This is a genomic window from Sphingobium sp. SYK-6, assembly GCF_000283515.1.
Lineage (GTDB): Bacteria > Pseudomonadota > Alphaproteobacteria > Sphingomonadales > Sphingomonadaceae > Sphingobium > Sphingobium lignivorans.
The window spans coordinates 3416175-3431476 of the sequence record NC_015976.1 but is presented as its reverse complement, the minus strand read 5'-3'; the positions used below and the strand labels follow the sequence as shown (position 1 = coordinate 3431476).

16 protein-coding genes are annotated in these 15302 nt (G+C 68.4%); 7 read left to right on the top strand and 9 right to left on the bottom strand.

The window, feature by feature from the left end:
• Nucleotides 1–61: 61 nt before the first annotated feature.
• A complete protein-coding gene (locus SLG_RS15705) occupies nt 62–1552 on the bottom strand; it encodes an amidohydrolase family protein (protein ID WP_014077485.1) in 1491 nt (496 codons plus the stop codon).
• A 154-nt stretch (nt 1553–1706) separates the two neighbouring features.
• On the opposite strand from SLG_RS15705, the gene SLG_RS15700 reads away from it, so the two are divergent.
• Nucleotides 1707–2456, top strand: a complete 750-nt coding sequence (locus tag SLG_RS15700; RefSeq protein WP_014077484.1) for a sterol desaturase family protein — start codon at nt 1707–1709, stop codon at nt 2454–2456.
• Nucleotides 2453–2953: a DUF2141 domain-containing protein gene (locus SLG_RS15695; RefSeq protein ID WP_148276623.1), complete on the top strand. Its 501-nt coding sequence runs from the start codon at nt 2453–2455 to the stop codon at nt 2951–2953. Before SLG_RS15700 ends, SLG_RS15695 begins: the two co-directional genes overlap by 4 nt.
• A 7-nt stretch (nt 2954–2960) precedes the next feature.
• Here the strand turns inward: SLG_RS15695 and SLG_RS15690 are convergent, their stop codons facing one another.
• The 8 genes from SLG_RS15690 to SLG_RS15655 all read right to left on the bottom strand — a co-directional run bounded on the left by SLG_RS15690 (nt 2961) and on the right by SLG_RS15655 (nt 8996).
• Nucleotides 2961–3551, bottom strand: a complete 591-nt coding sequence (locus tag SLG_RS15690) for a hypothetical protein (protein WP_014077482.1) — start codon at nt 3549–3551, stop codon at nt 2961–2963.
• 32 nt (nt 3552–3583) lie between these two features.
• On the bottom strand, nt 3584–4135 hold the full coding sequence (locus SLG_RS15685; RefSeq protein WP_014077481.1) for a demethoxyubiquinone hydroxylase family protein: 552 nt from the start codon (nt 4133–4135) through the stop codon (nt 3584–3586).
• Nucleotides 4132–4623: a disulfide bond formation protein B gene (locus SLG_RS15680; protein ID WP_014077480.1), complete on the bottom strand. Its 492-nt coding sequence runs from the start codon at nt 4621–4623 to the stop codon at nt 4132–4134. Before SLG_RS15680 ends, SLG_RS15685 begins: the two co-directional genes overlap by 4 nt.
• 1 nt (nt 4624) lies before the next feature.
• A complete protein-coding gene (locus tag SLG_RS15675; protein WP_014077479.1) occupies nt 4625–5974 on the bottom strand; it encodes a S41 family peptidase in 1350 nt (449 codons plus the stop codon).
• Nucleotides 5975–6088: 114 nt separating this feature from the next.
• Entirely contained in the window at nt 6089–7333 is a 1245-nt protein-coding gene (locus SLG_RS15670; RefSeq protein ID WP_014077478.1) for a murein hydrolase activator EnvC family protein, read from the bottom strand.
• 3 nt (nt 7334–7336) lie between these two features.
• Entirely contained in the window at nt 7337–7762 is a 426-nt protein-coding gene (locus tag SLG_RS15665) for a 23S rRNA (pseudouridine(1915)-N(3))-methyltransferase RlmH (protein WP_014077477.1), read from the bottom strand.
• A 158-nt stretch (nt 7763–7920) separates the two neighbouring features.
• Complete coding sequence (gene rsfS / locus SLG_RS15660; RefSeq protein ID WP_041393514.1) at nt 7921–8298, bottom strand: ribosome silencing factor; 378 nt, start codon at nt 8296–8298, stop codon at nt 7921–7923.
• A 47-nt stretch (nt 8299–8345) separates the two neighbouring features.
• Nucleotides 8346–8996, bottom strand: coding sequence for a nicotinate-nucleotide adenylyltransferase (locus SLG_RS15655; RefSeq protein WP_014077475.1), 651 nt, complete (start codon nt 8994–8996; stop codon nt 8346–8348).
• 240 nt (nt 8997–9236) lie between these two features.
• Between SLG_RS15655 and SLG_RS15650 the strand changes: the two genes are divergently transcribed.
• The 5 genes from SLG_RS15650 (at nt 9237) to SLG_RS15630 (ending at nt 15288) form a co-directional block, all read left to right on the top strand.
• Nucleotides 9237–10631, top strand: a complete 1395-nt coding sequence (locus SLG_RS15650; protein WP_014077474.1) for a glycosyl transferase family protein — start codon at nt 9237–9239, stop codon at nt 10629–10631.
• Complete coding sequence (locus SLG_RS21055) at nt 10628–11725, top strand: hypothetical protein (RefSeq protein WP_014077473.1); 1098 nt, start codon at nt 10628–10630, stop codon at nt 11723–11725. The genes SLG_RS15650 and SLG_RS21055 overlap by 4 nt, the downstream gene beginning before the upstream one ends.
• A 56-nt stretch (nt 11726–11781) precedes the next feature.
• The gene (locus tag SLG_RS15640) at nt 11782–12696 is read left to right on the top strand and encodes a sulfite exporter TauE/SafE family protein (protein WP_014077472.1); all 915 of its coding nucleotides are present in this window, start codon (nt 11782–11784) and stop codon (nt 12694–12696) included.
• The gene (locus tag SLG_RS15635) at nt 12693–13478 is read left to right on the top strand and encodes a TIGR02186 family protein (RefSeq protein ID WP_014077471.1); all 786 of its coding nucleotides are present in this window, start codon (nt 12693–12695) and stop codon (nt 13476–13478) included. Before SLG_RS15640 ends, SLG_RS15635 begins: the two co-directional genes overlap by 4 nt.
• Before the next feature lie 109 nt (nt 13479–13587).
• Nucleotides 13588–15288 (top strand): ATP-binding protein, encoded by a 1701-nt coding sequence (locus SLG_RS15630; RefSeq protein WP_014077470.1) that lies wholly within the window; start codon nt 13588–13590, stop codon nt 15286–15288.
• Nucleotides 15289–15302 lie beyond the last annotated feature (14 nt).

Genomic DNA, 15302 nt, shown 5'->3' with positions numbered 1-15302 from the left:
TCAGAACAGGGAAGTGGTGGGGATCGAAACGGCCCTGCTCGCGCCGGGCCATTCCCGTCTCTCACTTCTGCGCGGGCGCCTCCATGAACAGCCGCGTGTGGGGCAGGGCCGCGAGATCGACTTCCTCGCCAGCGAAGAACAGGCGCTCCAGCCGCCGGATATTGCGGATGTCGGCGGTCGGGTCCGCGCCGAGCAGCAGGAGATCGGCGATCTTGCCGGTCTCGATCGTCCCCAGTTCGTTCAGCCGGCCGGTCGCGCGGGCACCGTTGCGCGTCGCCGCAACGATGGCGTCCATCGGGCTCATGCCCAGCTCCACCAGCCCCTCGATGGCGAGGAGGCTGCCTTCGCCCGGTTCCTGATCCGGCGTCTTGGGGCTGCGGCGGAACTCGGGGGCGTCGCCCAGATAATTGTCCGTGGCGATGGTCACCGGGCACCCTGCCTTGATGAGCCGCTCCGCATTGCGGCGCTGGATCTCGTCATCCTCGCCACGCAGGACCGCGCGCCGGCGCACTTCCGTGCTGGTGCGGGCAGGCGGCATCTTGGCAATCGAGGCCAGCGCGGCGGCGCGCTTCTCGATCTGGCGCTGGCGCACCGCCCCGGTCACCATGTTGGCGCGGATCGCGCACAGCGTGCCCTTGCTCAGGATGAGGTCGATCAGCTCCTGGGGATAATCGCGGCTGAGGATCTCGGGATGCTGGATGAGGTCAATGCCCGCTTCCACCGCGATGTAGAGGCCTTCCGGACTGGTCGCATGCGTTTCCGCGATGCGGCCGCGCTTGTGCGCTTCCTCCACGATCACGCGCTGCTGGCGCGGCGAGAAGCCGATGAGCGAGGGGAAAGTGAAATGGCTGGTGCCGCCATATTTGAGGAAATCGACTCCCCGGTCGAGATAGGCACTGACGGCGACGCGCAGTTCCTCCGGCGTCATGTCCATCAGTTCCTCGCCCATGCCCTGCGCGAGGATGTCGTTCCATTGCTCCTGGAACATGGTGAGGTCGCGATCGCCGGTGAGCGAGTACGTCAGCGAGAAGGGGCCGCCCCAGCCGAGGATGTTGCCCGCCACGAGCATGCGCGCGCCCGTCGCCTCGCCCCGGGCGATCCGGTCCCGCACGGCGAGCAGGGGCGGCAGCACGCCATAGCTGTCCCGGATGGTCGTCACGCCGGCCTTGAGCTGGCGCTGCGCGAACTCGAGGGCGAGGTCCTCATTGCGGTCCGCATAGCGCGAGGAGGTGTCCCGGCGCGCGGGATTGCCATAGACAGTCGCGTGGACATTGCTGTCAATGAAGCCGGGCAGCAGATACCGGCCGCGTCCGTCCACGCGCGTGGCACCGCGCGGCGCGCTCAGCCCTTGCCCGATCGCGGCGATCCGGCCCTTGTCGATCAGCACGTCCTGATCCGGCCGGGGCGCGACGCCGGTGCCGTCGATGACTGTCACGCCGCTGATGAGAACCGGCGGGCCCGCGAGCGCCATGCCGGAAAAGAACAACCCCAGCGCCGCCATCGCCAGTCGCGCCACGCGCCGCAAGGTGCCGCCTTGTCTTCCGCTGTGCATGCAGTCCCCCTTCCGATGCCCGCAAGACGCGCGGATCGCGAGAGGCTAGTATATCATATACTTTAGGTCAAACGGTGAAGCCGATGTGCCCGGGATGCGACGGTTAGGTGCGCAAGAGCTTCCCTAGCGTCCTCGCTGCCTATAAGGCGCGCCCATGCAGGCCGTGCCGATCATCCTCGCCTCGATGCTGGCCATGACGGGCATCATTGCGGTGCGCTATCTGCTTTCCAGCGGCGGCTTCGCGCTGGCGACGCGGCTGGTGCGGCCGGGACTTTACCAGGGGCAGGGCGGGCAGATCGGGCGGGAAGTGCGCTGGTCGCTGCTTTCGGCGCTGGTGTTCGGCCTGCCGGCGGGGCTGGTCGCCTGGGGCTGGCAGAACCGGGGCTGGACGCTGATCTATACCGATCTCCATGCCTGGCCGCTCTGGTATCTGCCACTCTCCGTGCTGCTCTATCTCGCCGCGCATGACAGCTGGTTTTACTGGACCCACAGGCTGATGCATCGCCCGGCCTTGTTCCGCGTGGCGCATGCCGTCCACCATGCCAGCCGCCCGCCCACGGCCTGGGCCGCGATGAGCTTCCATCCATGGGAAGCGCTGACCGGCGCAGTCGTGATCCCCGTCCTGGTGTTCCTCATCCCCATCCATGTCGCCGCGCTGGGCCTCGTGCTCACGATCATGACGGTGATGGGCGTCACCAATCACATGGGCTGGGAAATGTTTCCACGCTGGCTGGTGCGGGGGCGGCTGGGCGAATGGCTCATCACCGCCTCGCATCACCAGCGCCATCATGAGCAATATCAGTGCAACTATGGACTCTATTTTCGCGTGTGGGACCGGCTCTGCGGCACGGACCGGGGGCTTTCCGGCGACTTTGCGGCGCCGCCCGCCGCGCGGAAAGGATGAGGGCGCCGGCGACTGTCGTGCGACGCGGGTGCCTCGGGGTGCTGGCGGGGCTTGCGGGACTGGCGGCGCTGACGGGTGGCGGCGATGCCGTGCGCGCCGAGCCGGCGGCGTCTCCGGGGAGCGCGAGCGGGGCGCTGACCGTGCGCTTCGAGGGGCTGCGGTCCGCGCGCGGCCTGATCCGCGCCTGCCTTACTCGTGATCCGGCTCATTTCCCGAAATGCGAGGACGATCCGGCCGCGATGAAGGCCAGCATTGCCGCGAGCCCCGCTGCGACGCTGTCCTTCGCGCAAGTGCCGCCGGGCGACTATGCGCTGCTCATCCTGCATGACGAGAATGGCAATGCCCGGCTCGACACGACGCTCGGCATCCCGCGCGAGGGCATCGGCTTTTCACGCAACCCGCGCATCATGTTCGGCCCGCCCAAGTTCGAGGCGACCGTCATCCATATCGGCGCGGGCGTGACGCACACGACGGTGAAGCTGCGCTATTTCCTTTGAGGCCGCGTCACTGCGGCTGCGGTTCGCGCGGGCCCTGCTCCTGCTGTTTCTTCTGCTGCGCTTCCTGCGCGGCCTTCAGGCGGGCAGCCTCGGCCTCTTCCTCGCGCGCCTGCCGCTCGATCTCTTCCGATTCGGCATCGAGATTGCCGAGACGTTCGGAGCGGGCCTTTTCCACCGCGTCGGCCCAGGTCGCGCTGCCGAGCATGGTCTGGCGCTCTTCGCGCGCGGCGCGGGCGATCTGCTGGAAACAGCCGGTGAAGCCGCCGCCGCCAGTGGGCGAGCAGCTGTCGATGCCTTCCCGGCCAACATATTCGATGGAGCGCGCACGGTTCGCCCAGCTCTGCACCTTGGGGTCCAGCGGATCGGTGCGCAGATCCTTGGGAATGCGATAGCGCTCATTGTCCGGCATGCGGGCGCAGACCACGATCTCATCGCCACTGCTCGCCGGGCAGGGATCGTCGCCATAGACGAACACCTGCTTCACCTTCTCCGTATCCTGCGGGCCGATGGCGGGCACGTCCTGCGCCATGGCCGCGCTGCCCATGGGGAGGCCCATGAGGGTGGTGCCAAGGGCAAGGAGGAGGAGCGGGGCGCGCATGGGAGAACTTCCTTCTTCAGAAACGCTGTGACTCAGAAACGCTGTGACAGGGCAATGGCAGCCCGGCAACCGAGGCGGATCATCCCGGACAGCAGCGGATAAGCGGGTGCCGCTTCCGCGCCATGCGCAATCGCCGTATCGCGATGCTCCACTTCCTCGGCCTGAAATTCGGCAATCGCGCCGGAAAGCGCGGGATCATCCGCGCCGATCTCGTCGAGCTGCCGGCCATAATGGTCGTCGATCTCGGTCTCGATCGCCGCGGTGCAGGCCATCGCCGCTTCCGGACCGATGAGGGCAGTGGCCGCGCCCAGAGCAAAACCCGCCACATGCCAGAAGGGTTGCAGGATGGTCGGCCGCACGCCGCGTTCCACGATCATCCGGTCGAAATGGGCGCGGTGCCGCTCTTCCTGCGCCGCCATATGCGCGATCTGCCGGCTCATCGGATGCCGGTCCCCCAGCACGGCGAGTTGCCCGGCATAGATGCGCACGGCGCCGAACTCTCCGGCCTGATCGACACGCAACATCGCCGCGCGGTCGGCGCGCCCGGTGCCGGGGCGGGGCGGAGTGGGCGCGGGCGAGGTCATGAGCGGCTCCATTTGCGCAGCAGGGCGAAGATCAGCAGCGCGCCGCCCAGGGAGAAGAGGGCATTGTAACCGGCAAGGGAAATGCCGAACAGCGACCAGGGCGCCACGTCGCAGCGCACGAGCCGCGCTTCCATGATGCTGTCCAGCATCGACTGGCCGGGCGTGGGCCGGGCCATGGTGGAGCAGGTGGTGACGCCTTCCCAAAGCCCATATTCGACCCCGGCATGATAGACGCCGATCAGCCCGCTCGTGGCAATGAAGAGCGCGGCGAGCAGCGTGAAGACGCCGCTCCCGAACGGATTGCGGCGCAGGCCGATCGCCGCCATCGCCGCCGCGATCGCGAGCAGATGCGGCCAGCGCTGCCACATGCACATCTCGCAGGGGAAAAGGCCCCCGACATATTGGGAGACCAGGGCGCCGACGAGCAGGCCGAACGGCAGCATGATCGCCACGAAGCGGGCGAAGGACAGGAATGCCTCGCGCCGCATCTTATTTCTGCCCGGCCACCTTCTTCGCCGCCGCAAGCTGGGACGAGGGCGCCAGTCGCCCGATCGTCTCCAGCGCGTACTGGAGCTGGAAGTCCTCGATCCCCTGCTTCTCCAGTTCCTCGGCCGTGGCGGTGAAGCGCGGATCGGTGTTGGTGTCGGTCTCCAGTTCGCTGCGATCGAGCTTCGCTTCGTTGATGAGATGGCGCCGCAGATCGCTTTCCCGGTAGCGGGGCCGCTTGGCGTAATCCGGATCGGACAGCTGGGGCACGAGAATGTCGGGCTCGATGCCGCCTTCCTGCACGGACTTGCCGTTTGGCGTGTAATAGCGCGCGGTGGTGAGGCGCAGCGCCGTGTCCGAGGAGAGCGGCAGCAGTGTCTGCACGCTGCCCTTGCCGAAGCTGCGCTCGCCCATGACGAGGGCGCGGCCATGATCCTGCAGCGCGCCCGCGACGATCTCCGAGGCAGACGCGGAGCCGGCGTCGATCAGCACGACAATGGGCGATCCGTTGGTATCGTCACCCGGCCGGGCATAATAAGGACGCGTGTCCTCGCGCAGCCGGCCGCGCTGCGAGACGATCTGGCCCTTTTCCAGGAACACGTCGGAGACGGTCACTGCCTCGTCCAGCAATCCGCCGGGATTGGAGCGCATGTCGAGCACATAGCCGGTCGGCTTGTGGCCCAGCGACTTCTCGATGCTGCGGATGGCGCTGCGCACGTCCGCCCCGGTGTTGGCAGAGAAGCTGACAATCTTGATGACGCCGACATTGCCCTTCACTTGCCATTTGACCGGCTTGATGTCGATGATCGCGCGGGTCAGCTCCAGCTCGATGGGCTCGTCGCGCCCCGCACGGGCAATGGTCAGCTTGACGGTCGTGCCCGGCGCGCCGCGCATCTTGTCGACCGATTCGTCCAGCGAGCCGCCGTAGATCAGCTTGCCGTCGATATGGGTGATGTAATCCCCGGCCTTGATGCCGGCGCGGGCAGCGGGCGTATCGTCCGTGGGGGCGATGACCTTCACCACGCCTTCTTCCAGCGTGACCGAAAGGCCAAGGCCGCCATAGCTGCCTTCCGTCTGCGTCCTCAGATTCTCGAAGTCGCGCACGTCCAGATAGGAGCTGTGCGGATCGAGGCTGGAGAGCATGCCCTCGATGGCGCCCTTGATGAGCGTCGCGTCGTCGACCTTCTCCACATAGCTGGAGCGGACGCGCTGGAAGACGTCCATGAACAGGTCGAGCTGCTTGAAGGTCTCGCTCTCGCTTTCCGTCACCGCCGAGGTGGAGGCGGGTACGAGCGCGATGGCGCCGAGGATGGCGACGGAGCGGACCAGGAATGTGCGGCGGGCACTGGACATTGCGTGGCTTTCGAAAAGACGCTTCGGGCTCGATATAGGCGGGATTGCCGGGTCTGCCTAGCTTTGCCTCATCCTGCGCGGCGAAGCGTTACGCGATGCTGAACGGCGGCTGTCTCATCGCAGCAGCGCGCCGATGTCGATCGGCCGGTCCTGCCGGCGCAGCTCGACGAGCAATCGCGGCTTGCCGGGGCCGGTGGCGCCGAGCGGATCGCCCTGGCGCACAATGTCCCCCACCTGCGCCGAAACCCGGTCCATCCGGGCGACGAGGCTCGTCCAGCCGCCGCCATGCTCCATGATGACGATCTGTCCATAACCGCGGAAGGGGCCGGCGAAGGCGATGCGGCCGGCGGCGGGCGCGACGACGGTGGCGCCGGGCGCCGTCAGGATGGTGAGGCCGCGCGCGCGCAGGCCGCTTTCGCTGACCTCGCCGAATCCGGTGACGACATCGCCGACGACGGGAAGGCGGTAAATGGGAGCCCTTGCGGCGTCGCCGGACAGTGATGCGCCTGCCGGCTCGCCGCTGTCGCGCGGGAGGGGCGCGTCATCGGGCGTGTCCGGGCGCGGGACCGGGCCGGGCAGAGCGAGCAGGGCATCGCGGATCACGCCCGCTTCCTCGATGGTCTGCATGAGCTCGCCGATGTCGCGCGCTTCCTCGGCCATCGCGAGGGATCGCTCGATCTCCAGGCTGGCGCTGTCCCGCAACTGGCGCGAGGCGACGCGCTGGCGTTGCTCGAGACTGGCAAGCGTCTGCTGCTGCGCGGCGAGGCCGTCCCGGGTGCGGGCGAGGGCGCCGGCTGCCGCCTCGGCGCTCTCGCGCAGGTCGGCGCTGCGGGCGATCTCGGCCCGCAGGTCACGCGTGCGCGCCATCACCACCGGCATCACTTGTGCGAGGACGATGCGGCGATGAACCGCATCGCCCACCGTGCCCGGCTCCACCAGCGTGAGCACAGGGGATCGGCGAGCGATCTGCTGGAGCGCCGCCGTCAGTCGGACGATGGGGGTCTGGCGCTCGGCAAGGCGCTTCGCTTGCGCGCGCTGGAGCCGCGCGATGATGCCGACCCGCGCTTCGCCCGCGCGCAGATCCGCCTCGCTCTGCTGGATGCGCGCGGCGAGCGCGGCGATCTGGTCGCGCGTGCGGTCCGCCGCGTTCGCCGCCTTGCGCGCGCTTGCTTCCAGGGCCTCGCTGCGCTTGCGGGCCTCCTCCGCCTGCGCTCTCGCCCGCAGGAGCGCCGCACGCTCCTCGTCCAGGCTGGTACCGGGGATCGGTTGCCGGGCATCCTGCGCCGCGAGCGCCACCGGCAGCAGCGCGATCCCCAGCAGCAGCGGCAGGAGGACAGCGGGGCGGCGCAAGGCGATCATGCGCTATCCCTCGCGATGATAAGGGTGATTGGCAAGGATGCTTGTGGCGCGCCAGAGCTGTTCGGCCAGCATCGCGCGCGCCATCATGTGCGGCCATGTCATGGCGCCGAAGGCGATGCGCAGGCTGGCGGCCGCGCGCTCCTCCTCCGAAAAGCCATCGGCCGCGCCGATGAGGAAGCGGCATTCGCGCATCCCGTCGTCGCGCCAGCGGCCGAGGCGCTCGGCAAATGCCATGGAGCTCATCTGCACGCCCGTCTCGTCAAGCATGACGGTCACGGCCGGGGTCTGGGGCGGCGCGGGCACCTTGCCGCCCCGATCGGGCAGTTCGGTGATGCGGGTCGGCCAGGTGACGCGCTTCATGTAGCGCTCGACCAGCTCGGCTTCCGGGGAGCGGCCGATGCGCCCCCGCGCGAGAATGTGGAGAAGCATCGCTTACGTCCGTTGCTGGCCGGATTTATGCGGCGAGGATAGGCGGCATCGCCTGCGCGCCGGCCGGTCCCGGCCCGGCCGGACGAGCTGCCCGGTGCCCGGTCCGGGCTCCGGTGCGCGCCCGGTCCTTGCCGGCGTGGCGGATCGGCTGGCCGCGCTCAGGCTTCTCCGGCGGCCAGCGGCGCGTCCGAGAAGCCCCACATGCGCTCGAGATTGTAGAAGCTGCGCACTTCCGGGCGGAAGACGTGGACGACGACATCGCCCGCGTCGATCAGCACCCAGTCGGCGACGGGCAGCCCCTCGATGCGGACATGGCGGCCGGTAGCCTCCTTGATCCGCTCGGCAAGCTTCTGCGCGATGGCGGCGACCTGGCGCGAAGAGCGGCCGGAAGCGATCACGATATGGTCGGCGATGCTGCTCTTGCCTGCGAGCGGGATGCTGACGACATCCTGGGCCTGATCGTCGTCCAGCGACTGGAGCACGATGCCCAGCAGGTGGTCGGCAGGCGATTCGAAGCCGTTGGAAAGATGGCCCACGTCATTGGCGGGGCTGGCGATCCGGGTCGGTAAAGGGTCGGGCAATGTCACTCCTTCGGTATGCGGCGACCGGTCACGCCGTCACGCGGCGCGGCAAAAGCAAAGCTTCGGTGCCAATGGGGGGCCTTCTGCCGCAGCAGGGTGGCCGATCGCGGATCAGGGCGAAAGCGCAGATGCACGAGCGCCGGCAGTCTCCATGTCGTCCAGCTTTTACTCTGGCGCGCGGGTCGGACGAAACGCCGCAACCAGGCCATGGCAGGTGAGCCTAAAGCCTTCCCAATATAGCCCGGACGGGCGATGACGGCAATGGCTGTTCCGCGCGCGATGTCGCGCCAGGCCTTCCACTGGTGGAATTGCGCGAGATTGTCGCCGCCCATGAGCCAGATGAAGCGGATGCGGGGATAGCGCCGGCGCAGCGCGCGCAGCGTATCCACGGTGTAGCGCGTGCCCAGATCCCGCTCGATGGCCGTGACGCGGATCGGCGCGCGCCGCGCGGTCTTGCGGGCGCTTGCTACGCGGGCGCGCAGCGGCGCCATGCCGGTGCGGGGCTTGAGCGGATTGCCCGGCGAGACGAGCCACCAGATCTCGTCGAGCCCCAGCGCCTCACGCGCGAACAGCGAAATGGCGCGATGGCCGCCATGGGCGGGATTGAACGATCCGCCAAGCAGGCCGACCGTCACGCGCCGTCCGCGCGTCATGCGCGCGCAGCGCCGGTGAGGACGGCAAGCATTGCCGGGTGGATTGCGCGGGAAGCCTTGGCCATAGCGGCTCCTCGTTAGAGAAGGGCCAACGGAGCGTCAAACGGGCCCGGGCGCACAGGCGACGAAGCGCCATCGCATGGCTGGACCAATCGTCATTGGTCCTTGCATTTTCTGCCTTGCTGGCCCGATAGAGACGGCGCGGCGCATGGGGGGAAAGGCGTCGCCCCACGGGGGGCTATGGGGCTGACACTGGCGGCGGCCGAGCTGCTGCGCAACGAACTCTTGCTGTTCGCCGCGATCGGCCTGCTGCTGGGCGGGCTGGACGACCTGGCCATTGACGGCCTCTATGCCACGCGCCGCCTGTGGCGTTCCCTCACCATCTATTCGCGCATGCCTCGCATGACCGCCTGCGATCTCCCGCCGCCTGGCCGGGCGGGGCCGATCGCGGTGTTCGTGCCTGCCTGGGACGAGGGCGACGTGATCGGACCGATGCTGCGCGCGTGCCTGCACAAATGGCGGGACGAGGACGTCCATATCTTCGTGGGCGCCTATCCCAATGACCCGGTGACCCTGGAGCGGGTCGGGCAGGTGATGGCGGGGCCGCATGGGGCCCGCGTCTCGCTTGTCCTCAATCCCCGGCCGGGGCCCACCACGAAGGCGGACTGCCTCAATCAGCTCTGGGGCGCCATGCGGGCATGGGAGGAGGCGCAGGGCCGCGAGATGCTGGCCGTTATTCTTCATGACGCAGAAGACGTCGTGCACCGCGATGCCCTGCGGCTCATCGGCCTGCTCGCGCCGCGCTTCGGCCTCGTCCAGCTTCCGGTGCTGCCGCTCGCTTCCACCCGCTCGCGCTGGATCGCGGGCCATTATTGCGACGAGTTCGCCGAGCATCATGGCAAATCGCTGGCGGTGCGGGAGGCACTGGGCGCGGCGCTGCCCTCCGCCGGCGTTGGCTGCGGGTTCAATCGCCGGGTGCTCGGACGCATCGCCGCCGCCCGCGCGGAATTGCCGTTCGATCCGGACAGCCTGACCGAGGATTATGAGCTGGGCCTGCGCATCGGCGAGGCAGGCGACCGGGGCGTGCTGGTGCGCATGCGCGACGATGCCGGCGAACTCATCGCCACGCGCGAATATTTCCCGGATACACTGGGCGCTGCGGTCCGGCAGAAAGCGCGCTGGACGGTCGGGATCGCGCTGGCGGGCTGGGACCGGATGGGCTGGTCCGGCTCCTGGCACGAGCGCTGGATGCGACTGCGCGACCGGCGCGCGGCGCTGGCGGCACTGGTCCTGCTCGCGGCCTATCTCGGCCTGCTGATGGCCGGGCTGGTGGCCGTTGCGGAGCTGGCGGGACGGGCGAGCTCGCCCTTGCCCTGGCCCCTGTCATGGTTGCTGACCATCACCGGATTCATTCTGGGTTGGCGCCTGCTGGTCCGCATGATCTTCGTCTGGCGCGCTTATGGCTGGTGGGAAGCGCTGCTCTCCGTGCCGCGTTCGCTGGTGGCCAATATCATCGCGATGCTGGCGGTGCGGCGTGCCGTGGACATTTATGTGCGCCATCTGCGCGGGCAGCGGCTGGTGTGGGACAAGACGACCCATCGCTTCCCCGACGCAGCGGAGCCATCGCGCTCATGAGCGCGTCCGGTCGCCCGATGCGCTTCCTCGGGTGGCTGCTGGGCGGCTGGGTGGTGGCGCGCACGGGGCTGCTGGTAGCGCCGCTGGTCTGGGGCACCCTTGCGGCCGGATGGTCGGAATGGCCGTGGCTTGGCGGAACGCCCCGGATCGTTCACGTCATGCTTTCGCTGAAAGCGCCCTCGGACGAGGAGCGCGCGGGGCTCGCATCGCCTTCCCCTCTCCGGTCGCGACGCCGCTCTTCGCCGGGATCTCGGGCCGGACAGATCCACGCCCCGGCGGCGAATCAGCGACGCAACCTCGTGCCTGCTGAGGCGCCGCATTTCGCGGCCGCTCTGCTGGAGGAGATGCATGGCGAGGGCGGGAGCGCGTGGGGGGCAGTGGACCCAGAACCGGAGCTGGCACCGGCAGTGGCATTGGCGACAAACCCGGTGGCGCCACCGATGACCGGGGGGCATCGATGGTCCGGCACGGCCTGGCTGCTCTGGCGACCGGAGATGGCGGGCAGCGCCCTTTCCGCGCCATTGCTCGGCGGCTCGCAGGCCGGCGCGCGCCTCGACTATCGCTTGCATGATGGTTCGGTGGGGCAAGTGGCGCTTTATCTGCGCGCCTCCCGTGCGTTCGCAGGGCCATCGTCCGAGGAGGCTGCGCTCGGGCTGGGGTGGCGGCCGGCCAATGGCCCGGTCTCGCTCATGGCTGAGCGGCGCCAGAAGCTCGGGCCGGGCGGGCGCAGTGCCTTTGCCCTGATTACCGCGGGGGGCTTCGGTCCGCGCGCGGTCGCACCCCGGCTGGAAGCGGAAGGCTATGCGCAGGCGGGAGTCGTCGGGCTCGACGATCCGGACGCCTTCGCGGACGGCAAGGCAAGCCTGTTCTATGTGCTCGCGCAGGAGGAGCGGGCGTTCCGGCTCGTGGCCGGTGCGAGCGTCTCGGGTAGCGCCCAGCCCGGCGCGGCGCGCCTCGATCTCGGGCCGGAAATCAGCCTGCGGGTGCCGACGGGCGCCGGCACCATGCGTGTGAGCGGCGAGTGGCGATTGCGGATCGGGGGCGAAGCGCGCCCGGCAAGCGGACCGGCCATCACGCTGGTGGCAGATTTTTAGCCGCCAGAGCGGCTCGCCCCTTTTGGCGCGGCGGCTTTGCGACTACCGAGGACGGCATGGACATTTATCTGCCGATCGCGAACCTGTCCGTGAATGCGGTGGTCATCATCGGGCTGGGCGGGCTGGTGGGCCTGCTTTCCGGCATGTTCGGCGTGGGCGGCGGCTTCCTGACGACGCCGCTGCTCATCTTCTACGGCATCCCGCCGACAGTCGCGGCCGCCTCGGCCGCGACTCAGGTGATGGGCGCGAGCGTCTCCAGCGTGATGAGCCATCTCGGCCGCAAGACGGTCGACTTGCCGATGGGCGGCGTCATGGTGGTCGGCGGTATCATCGGCGCGGCGATCGGCACCGTCATCTTCCGTATCCTCGACCGGCTGGGCCAGATCGATACGGTCATCGGCCTGCTCTATGTGGTGATGCTCGGCTCGATCGGCTTGCTGATGGCGCGCGAGGCCATTCACGCGCTGGTGATGGCGCGGCGCGGCGAGCGACCGGAAGCGCGCAAGCGGCGGCATCATCCGCTGGTGGCCGCCCTCCCGCTGCGCTGGCGCTTCTATGCCTCGGGCCTTTACATCTCGCCCTTCGCGCCCCTGCTGCTCGGCGTCTTCTCGGGCATCATGACCATGCTGATGGGCATTGGCGGCGGCTTCATCCTCGTGCCCGCGATGATCTACATCCTCGGCATGTCGACCCAGCTGGTGATCGGCACGTCCCTGTTCCAGATCCTGTTCGTGACCATGGCGACGACCATCGCCCATGCCATGACGACCCATGCGGTGGACCTCGTCCTGGCTTTCCTGCTGCTCATCGGCAGCGTGATCGGCGCCCAGGTCGGCGGGCGCATCTCCATGAAGGCGCCGCCCGAATATCTGCGCGTGGCGCTGGCGCTGATCGTCCTCGTCGTCGCCATCCGCATGGCGCTCGGCCTCGGTTGGCGGCCGGACGAAATCTATACGGTGACCGTGCAATGAGGCGCCTGGCCCTCCTGCTGGCCGCGCTGGGTCTGCTCGCCGCGGGGCAGGCCGCCAGCGCGCAGCAGGCGGCGCCCCAGCTCGTGCCGGACGTGTCGCAGCGCACGGTGGAGATCCGCTTCAGCTTCACGGGAGCGGAGCTGCTGCTGTTCGGCGCCATCCTCTACCCGGGCGGACGCGTGCCGGAGGAGCCGGCGGACATCATCGTGGTGCTGAAGGGCCCGAGCCAGTCGATCACCATGCGCGAGAAGCAGAAGATCGCCGGCATCTGGGTGAACGCCGACAGCATCGATTTCCGTTCGGCGCCGAGCTTCTATGCGGTCGCTTCCTCGCGCGCCATCGACGAGCTGGTCGACGAGCGCACGGCCGCGATCTACGAATTCGGCCTCAACAAGCTGCAGCTTTCCCCCTCATCGCTGAGCGGCACGACGGAGATCGGCCGGTTCGCGCGGGGGCTCAACGATCTGCGTGCGCGCAACGGCCTTTATCTGGAAGCGCCCGGCACCGTGGAGATCACCGACGGCGTGCTGTATCGCGCGCGCCTGCCGCTGTCCGCGCGCGTGGTCACCGGGACCTACACGGCGGAGACGTTTCTGGTGCAGAATGGCCGCGTGCTGGCGGCCGCCACCCGGGAAATCGAAGTCCACAAGACCGGCTTCGAGCGGCTCATCGGGCAGTTCGCGGAAGAGCATGACCTTGCCTATGGCATCGCGGCCGTGACGCTGGCGCTCGTGATGGGGCTGGCTGCGGGCTATGTCGCCCAGCGGCTGCCACCGGCCTGAGCCGGGGGGATCCGGAAGCGCGCTTCGGCCGCCGACCCCGGCGCAGGATTTTGTTTACGCCTTGCTGATAGCGCCCTTGTCTGATGGACAGGGTGGGAGCGCTGCACGCATGAACTTCATGACCGGGATGAGCGCGGGACGCCCGCTGGAGCCGACGCCGGTGCGGCCTTCGGGCCTCGATCCCGCCGAGGCGCCGCCCCGCCGCCGCCTCTCCGATTTCGTCATCGGCCTCGTGTCCGGCATCTCGGGCGGATCGGCGCGAGTCCTCATCGACATCACGGCGATCGAGACGCTGAGCGTGCATGAGGACAGCAGCGTCGCCATGGCGGGGCAGGTCGGCAGCCAGGTGAAGATGCGGACCGGCAACTGCTGGATCGTCGCCACGATCCGCACCTTGTCGCTCGATCCGCGTCATCCCGGCCATATCGTCGCCGATATCGATTTCGTGGGGGAAGGCGACCAGGAGCAGCTCACCGGGCGCATCTTCCGCTTCCGCCGCGGCGTCACGCGCTTCCCGGTTCCCGGCACCCAGCTTTATCCCGTGTCCAACGCGGACATGCAGGAAATCTATTCCGCGCATGACGGCGCGCGCATCGAGATCGGTACCGTCTATCCCACCGCGACGACGCGGGCCGCGCTGATGGTAGACACGCTGCTCGGCAAGCATTTCGCGCTGGTCGGCTCCACCGGCACCGGCAAGTCGACCGCCGCCGCGCTCATCCTGCACCGCATCTGCGATCTCGCGCCGCAGGGCCACATCGTGATGATCGATCCGCACGGCGAATATGGCGCGGCCTTCGAGACCAATGGCGCGGTCTACAACACGACCAATCTCGAACTGCCCTACTGGCTGATGAACTTCGAGGAGCATTGCGAAGTGCTCGTCACGTCCCGGGGCCCGGAACGCGCGATGGATTGCGACATCCTGGCCAAATGTCTGCTGGCGGCGCGCGCGCGCAACCGCGCGGCGGAAGGCATCGGGCGGCTGACCGTGGATTCGCCGGTGCCCTATCTGCTGTCCGATCTCGCGACGATCCTCGCCAACGAGATGGGCAAGCTCGACAAGAGCACCAACACGCTGCCTTATCTGCGGCTGCGAACGCGGCTGGACGAAATCCGGTCCGATCCGCGCTTCAGCTTCATGTTCTCGGGCATGCTGGTGGCGGATTCGATGCAGGCCTTCCTCGCGAAGGTGTTCCGGCTGCCCGCGCTCGGCAAGCCGATCTCCATCGTGGATACTTCCACCATGCCTTCGGAGATCACGCATGTCGTGGTCTCGGTGCTGGCGCGCCTCATCTTCGATTTCGCGATCTGGTCGCGCGACGAGGAGCAGAAGCCCATCCTGCTCGTCTGCGAGGAAGCGCATCGCTACATTCCTTCGAGTACCACCGGCGAGGGCCAGTCGGTCCGCAAGATCCTGGAGCGGATCGCCAAGGAAGGCCGCAAATATGGCGTGTCGCTGGGTCTCATCACCCAGCGTCCCTCGGACCTGGCGGAAGGCGTGCTCTCGCAGTGCGGCACGCTGATTTCCATGCGCCTCAACAACGACCGGGACCAGAATTTCGTGAAGGCGGCGATGCCGGAAGGATCGCGCGGCTTCCTCGATGCGATTCCCGCGCTGCGCAATCGCGAATGCGTGGTGTGCGGCGAAGGCGTGACCGTGCCCATCCGCGTGGCCTTCGACGATCTGGAAGCGAGCCGGCGCCCGGCCTCGGCCGATCCGGTCTTCTCGTCCCTGTGGCGGGAATCCGGCGGGGAGGAGGAAATCCTCGAGCGCACCGTCAATCGCTGGCGCAACCAGGGGCGCTGAGACGGCGCGGGTGC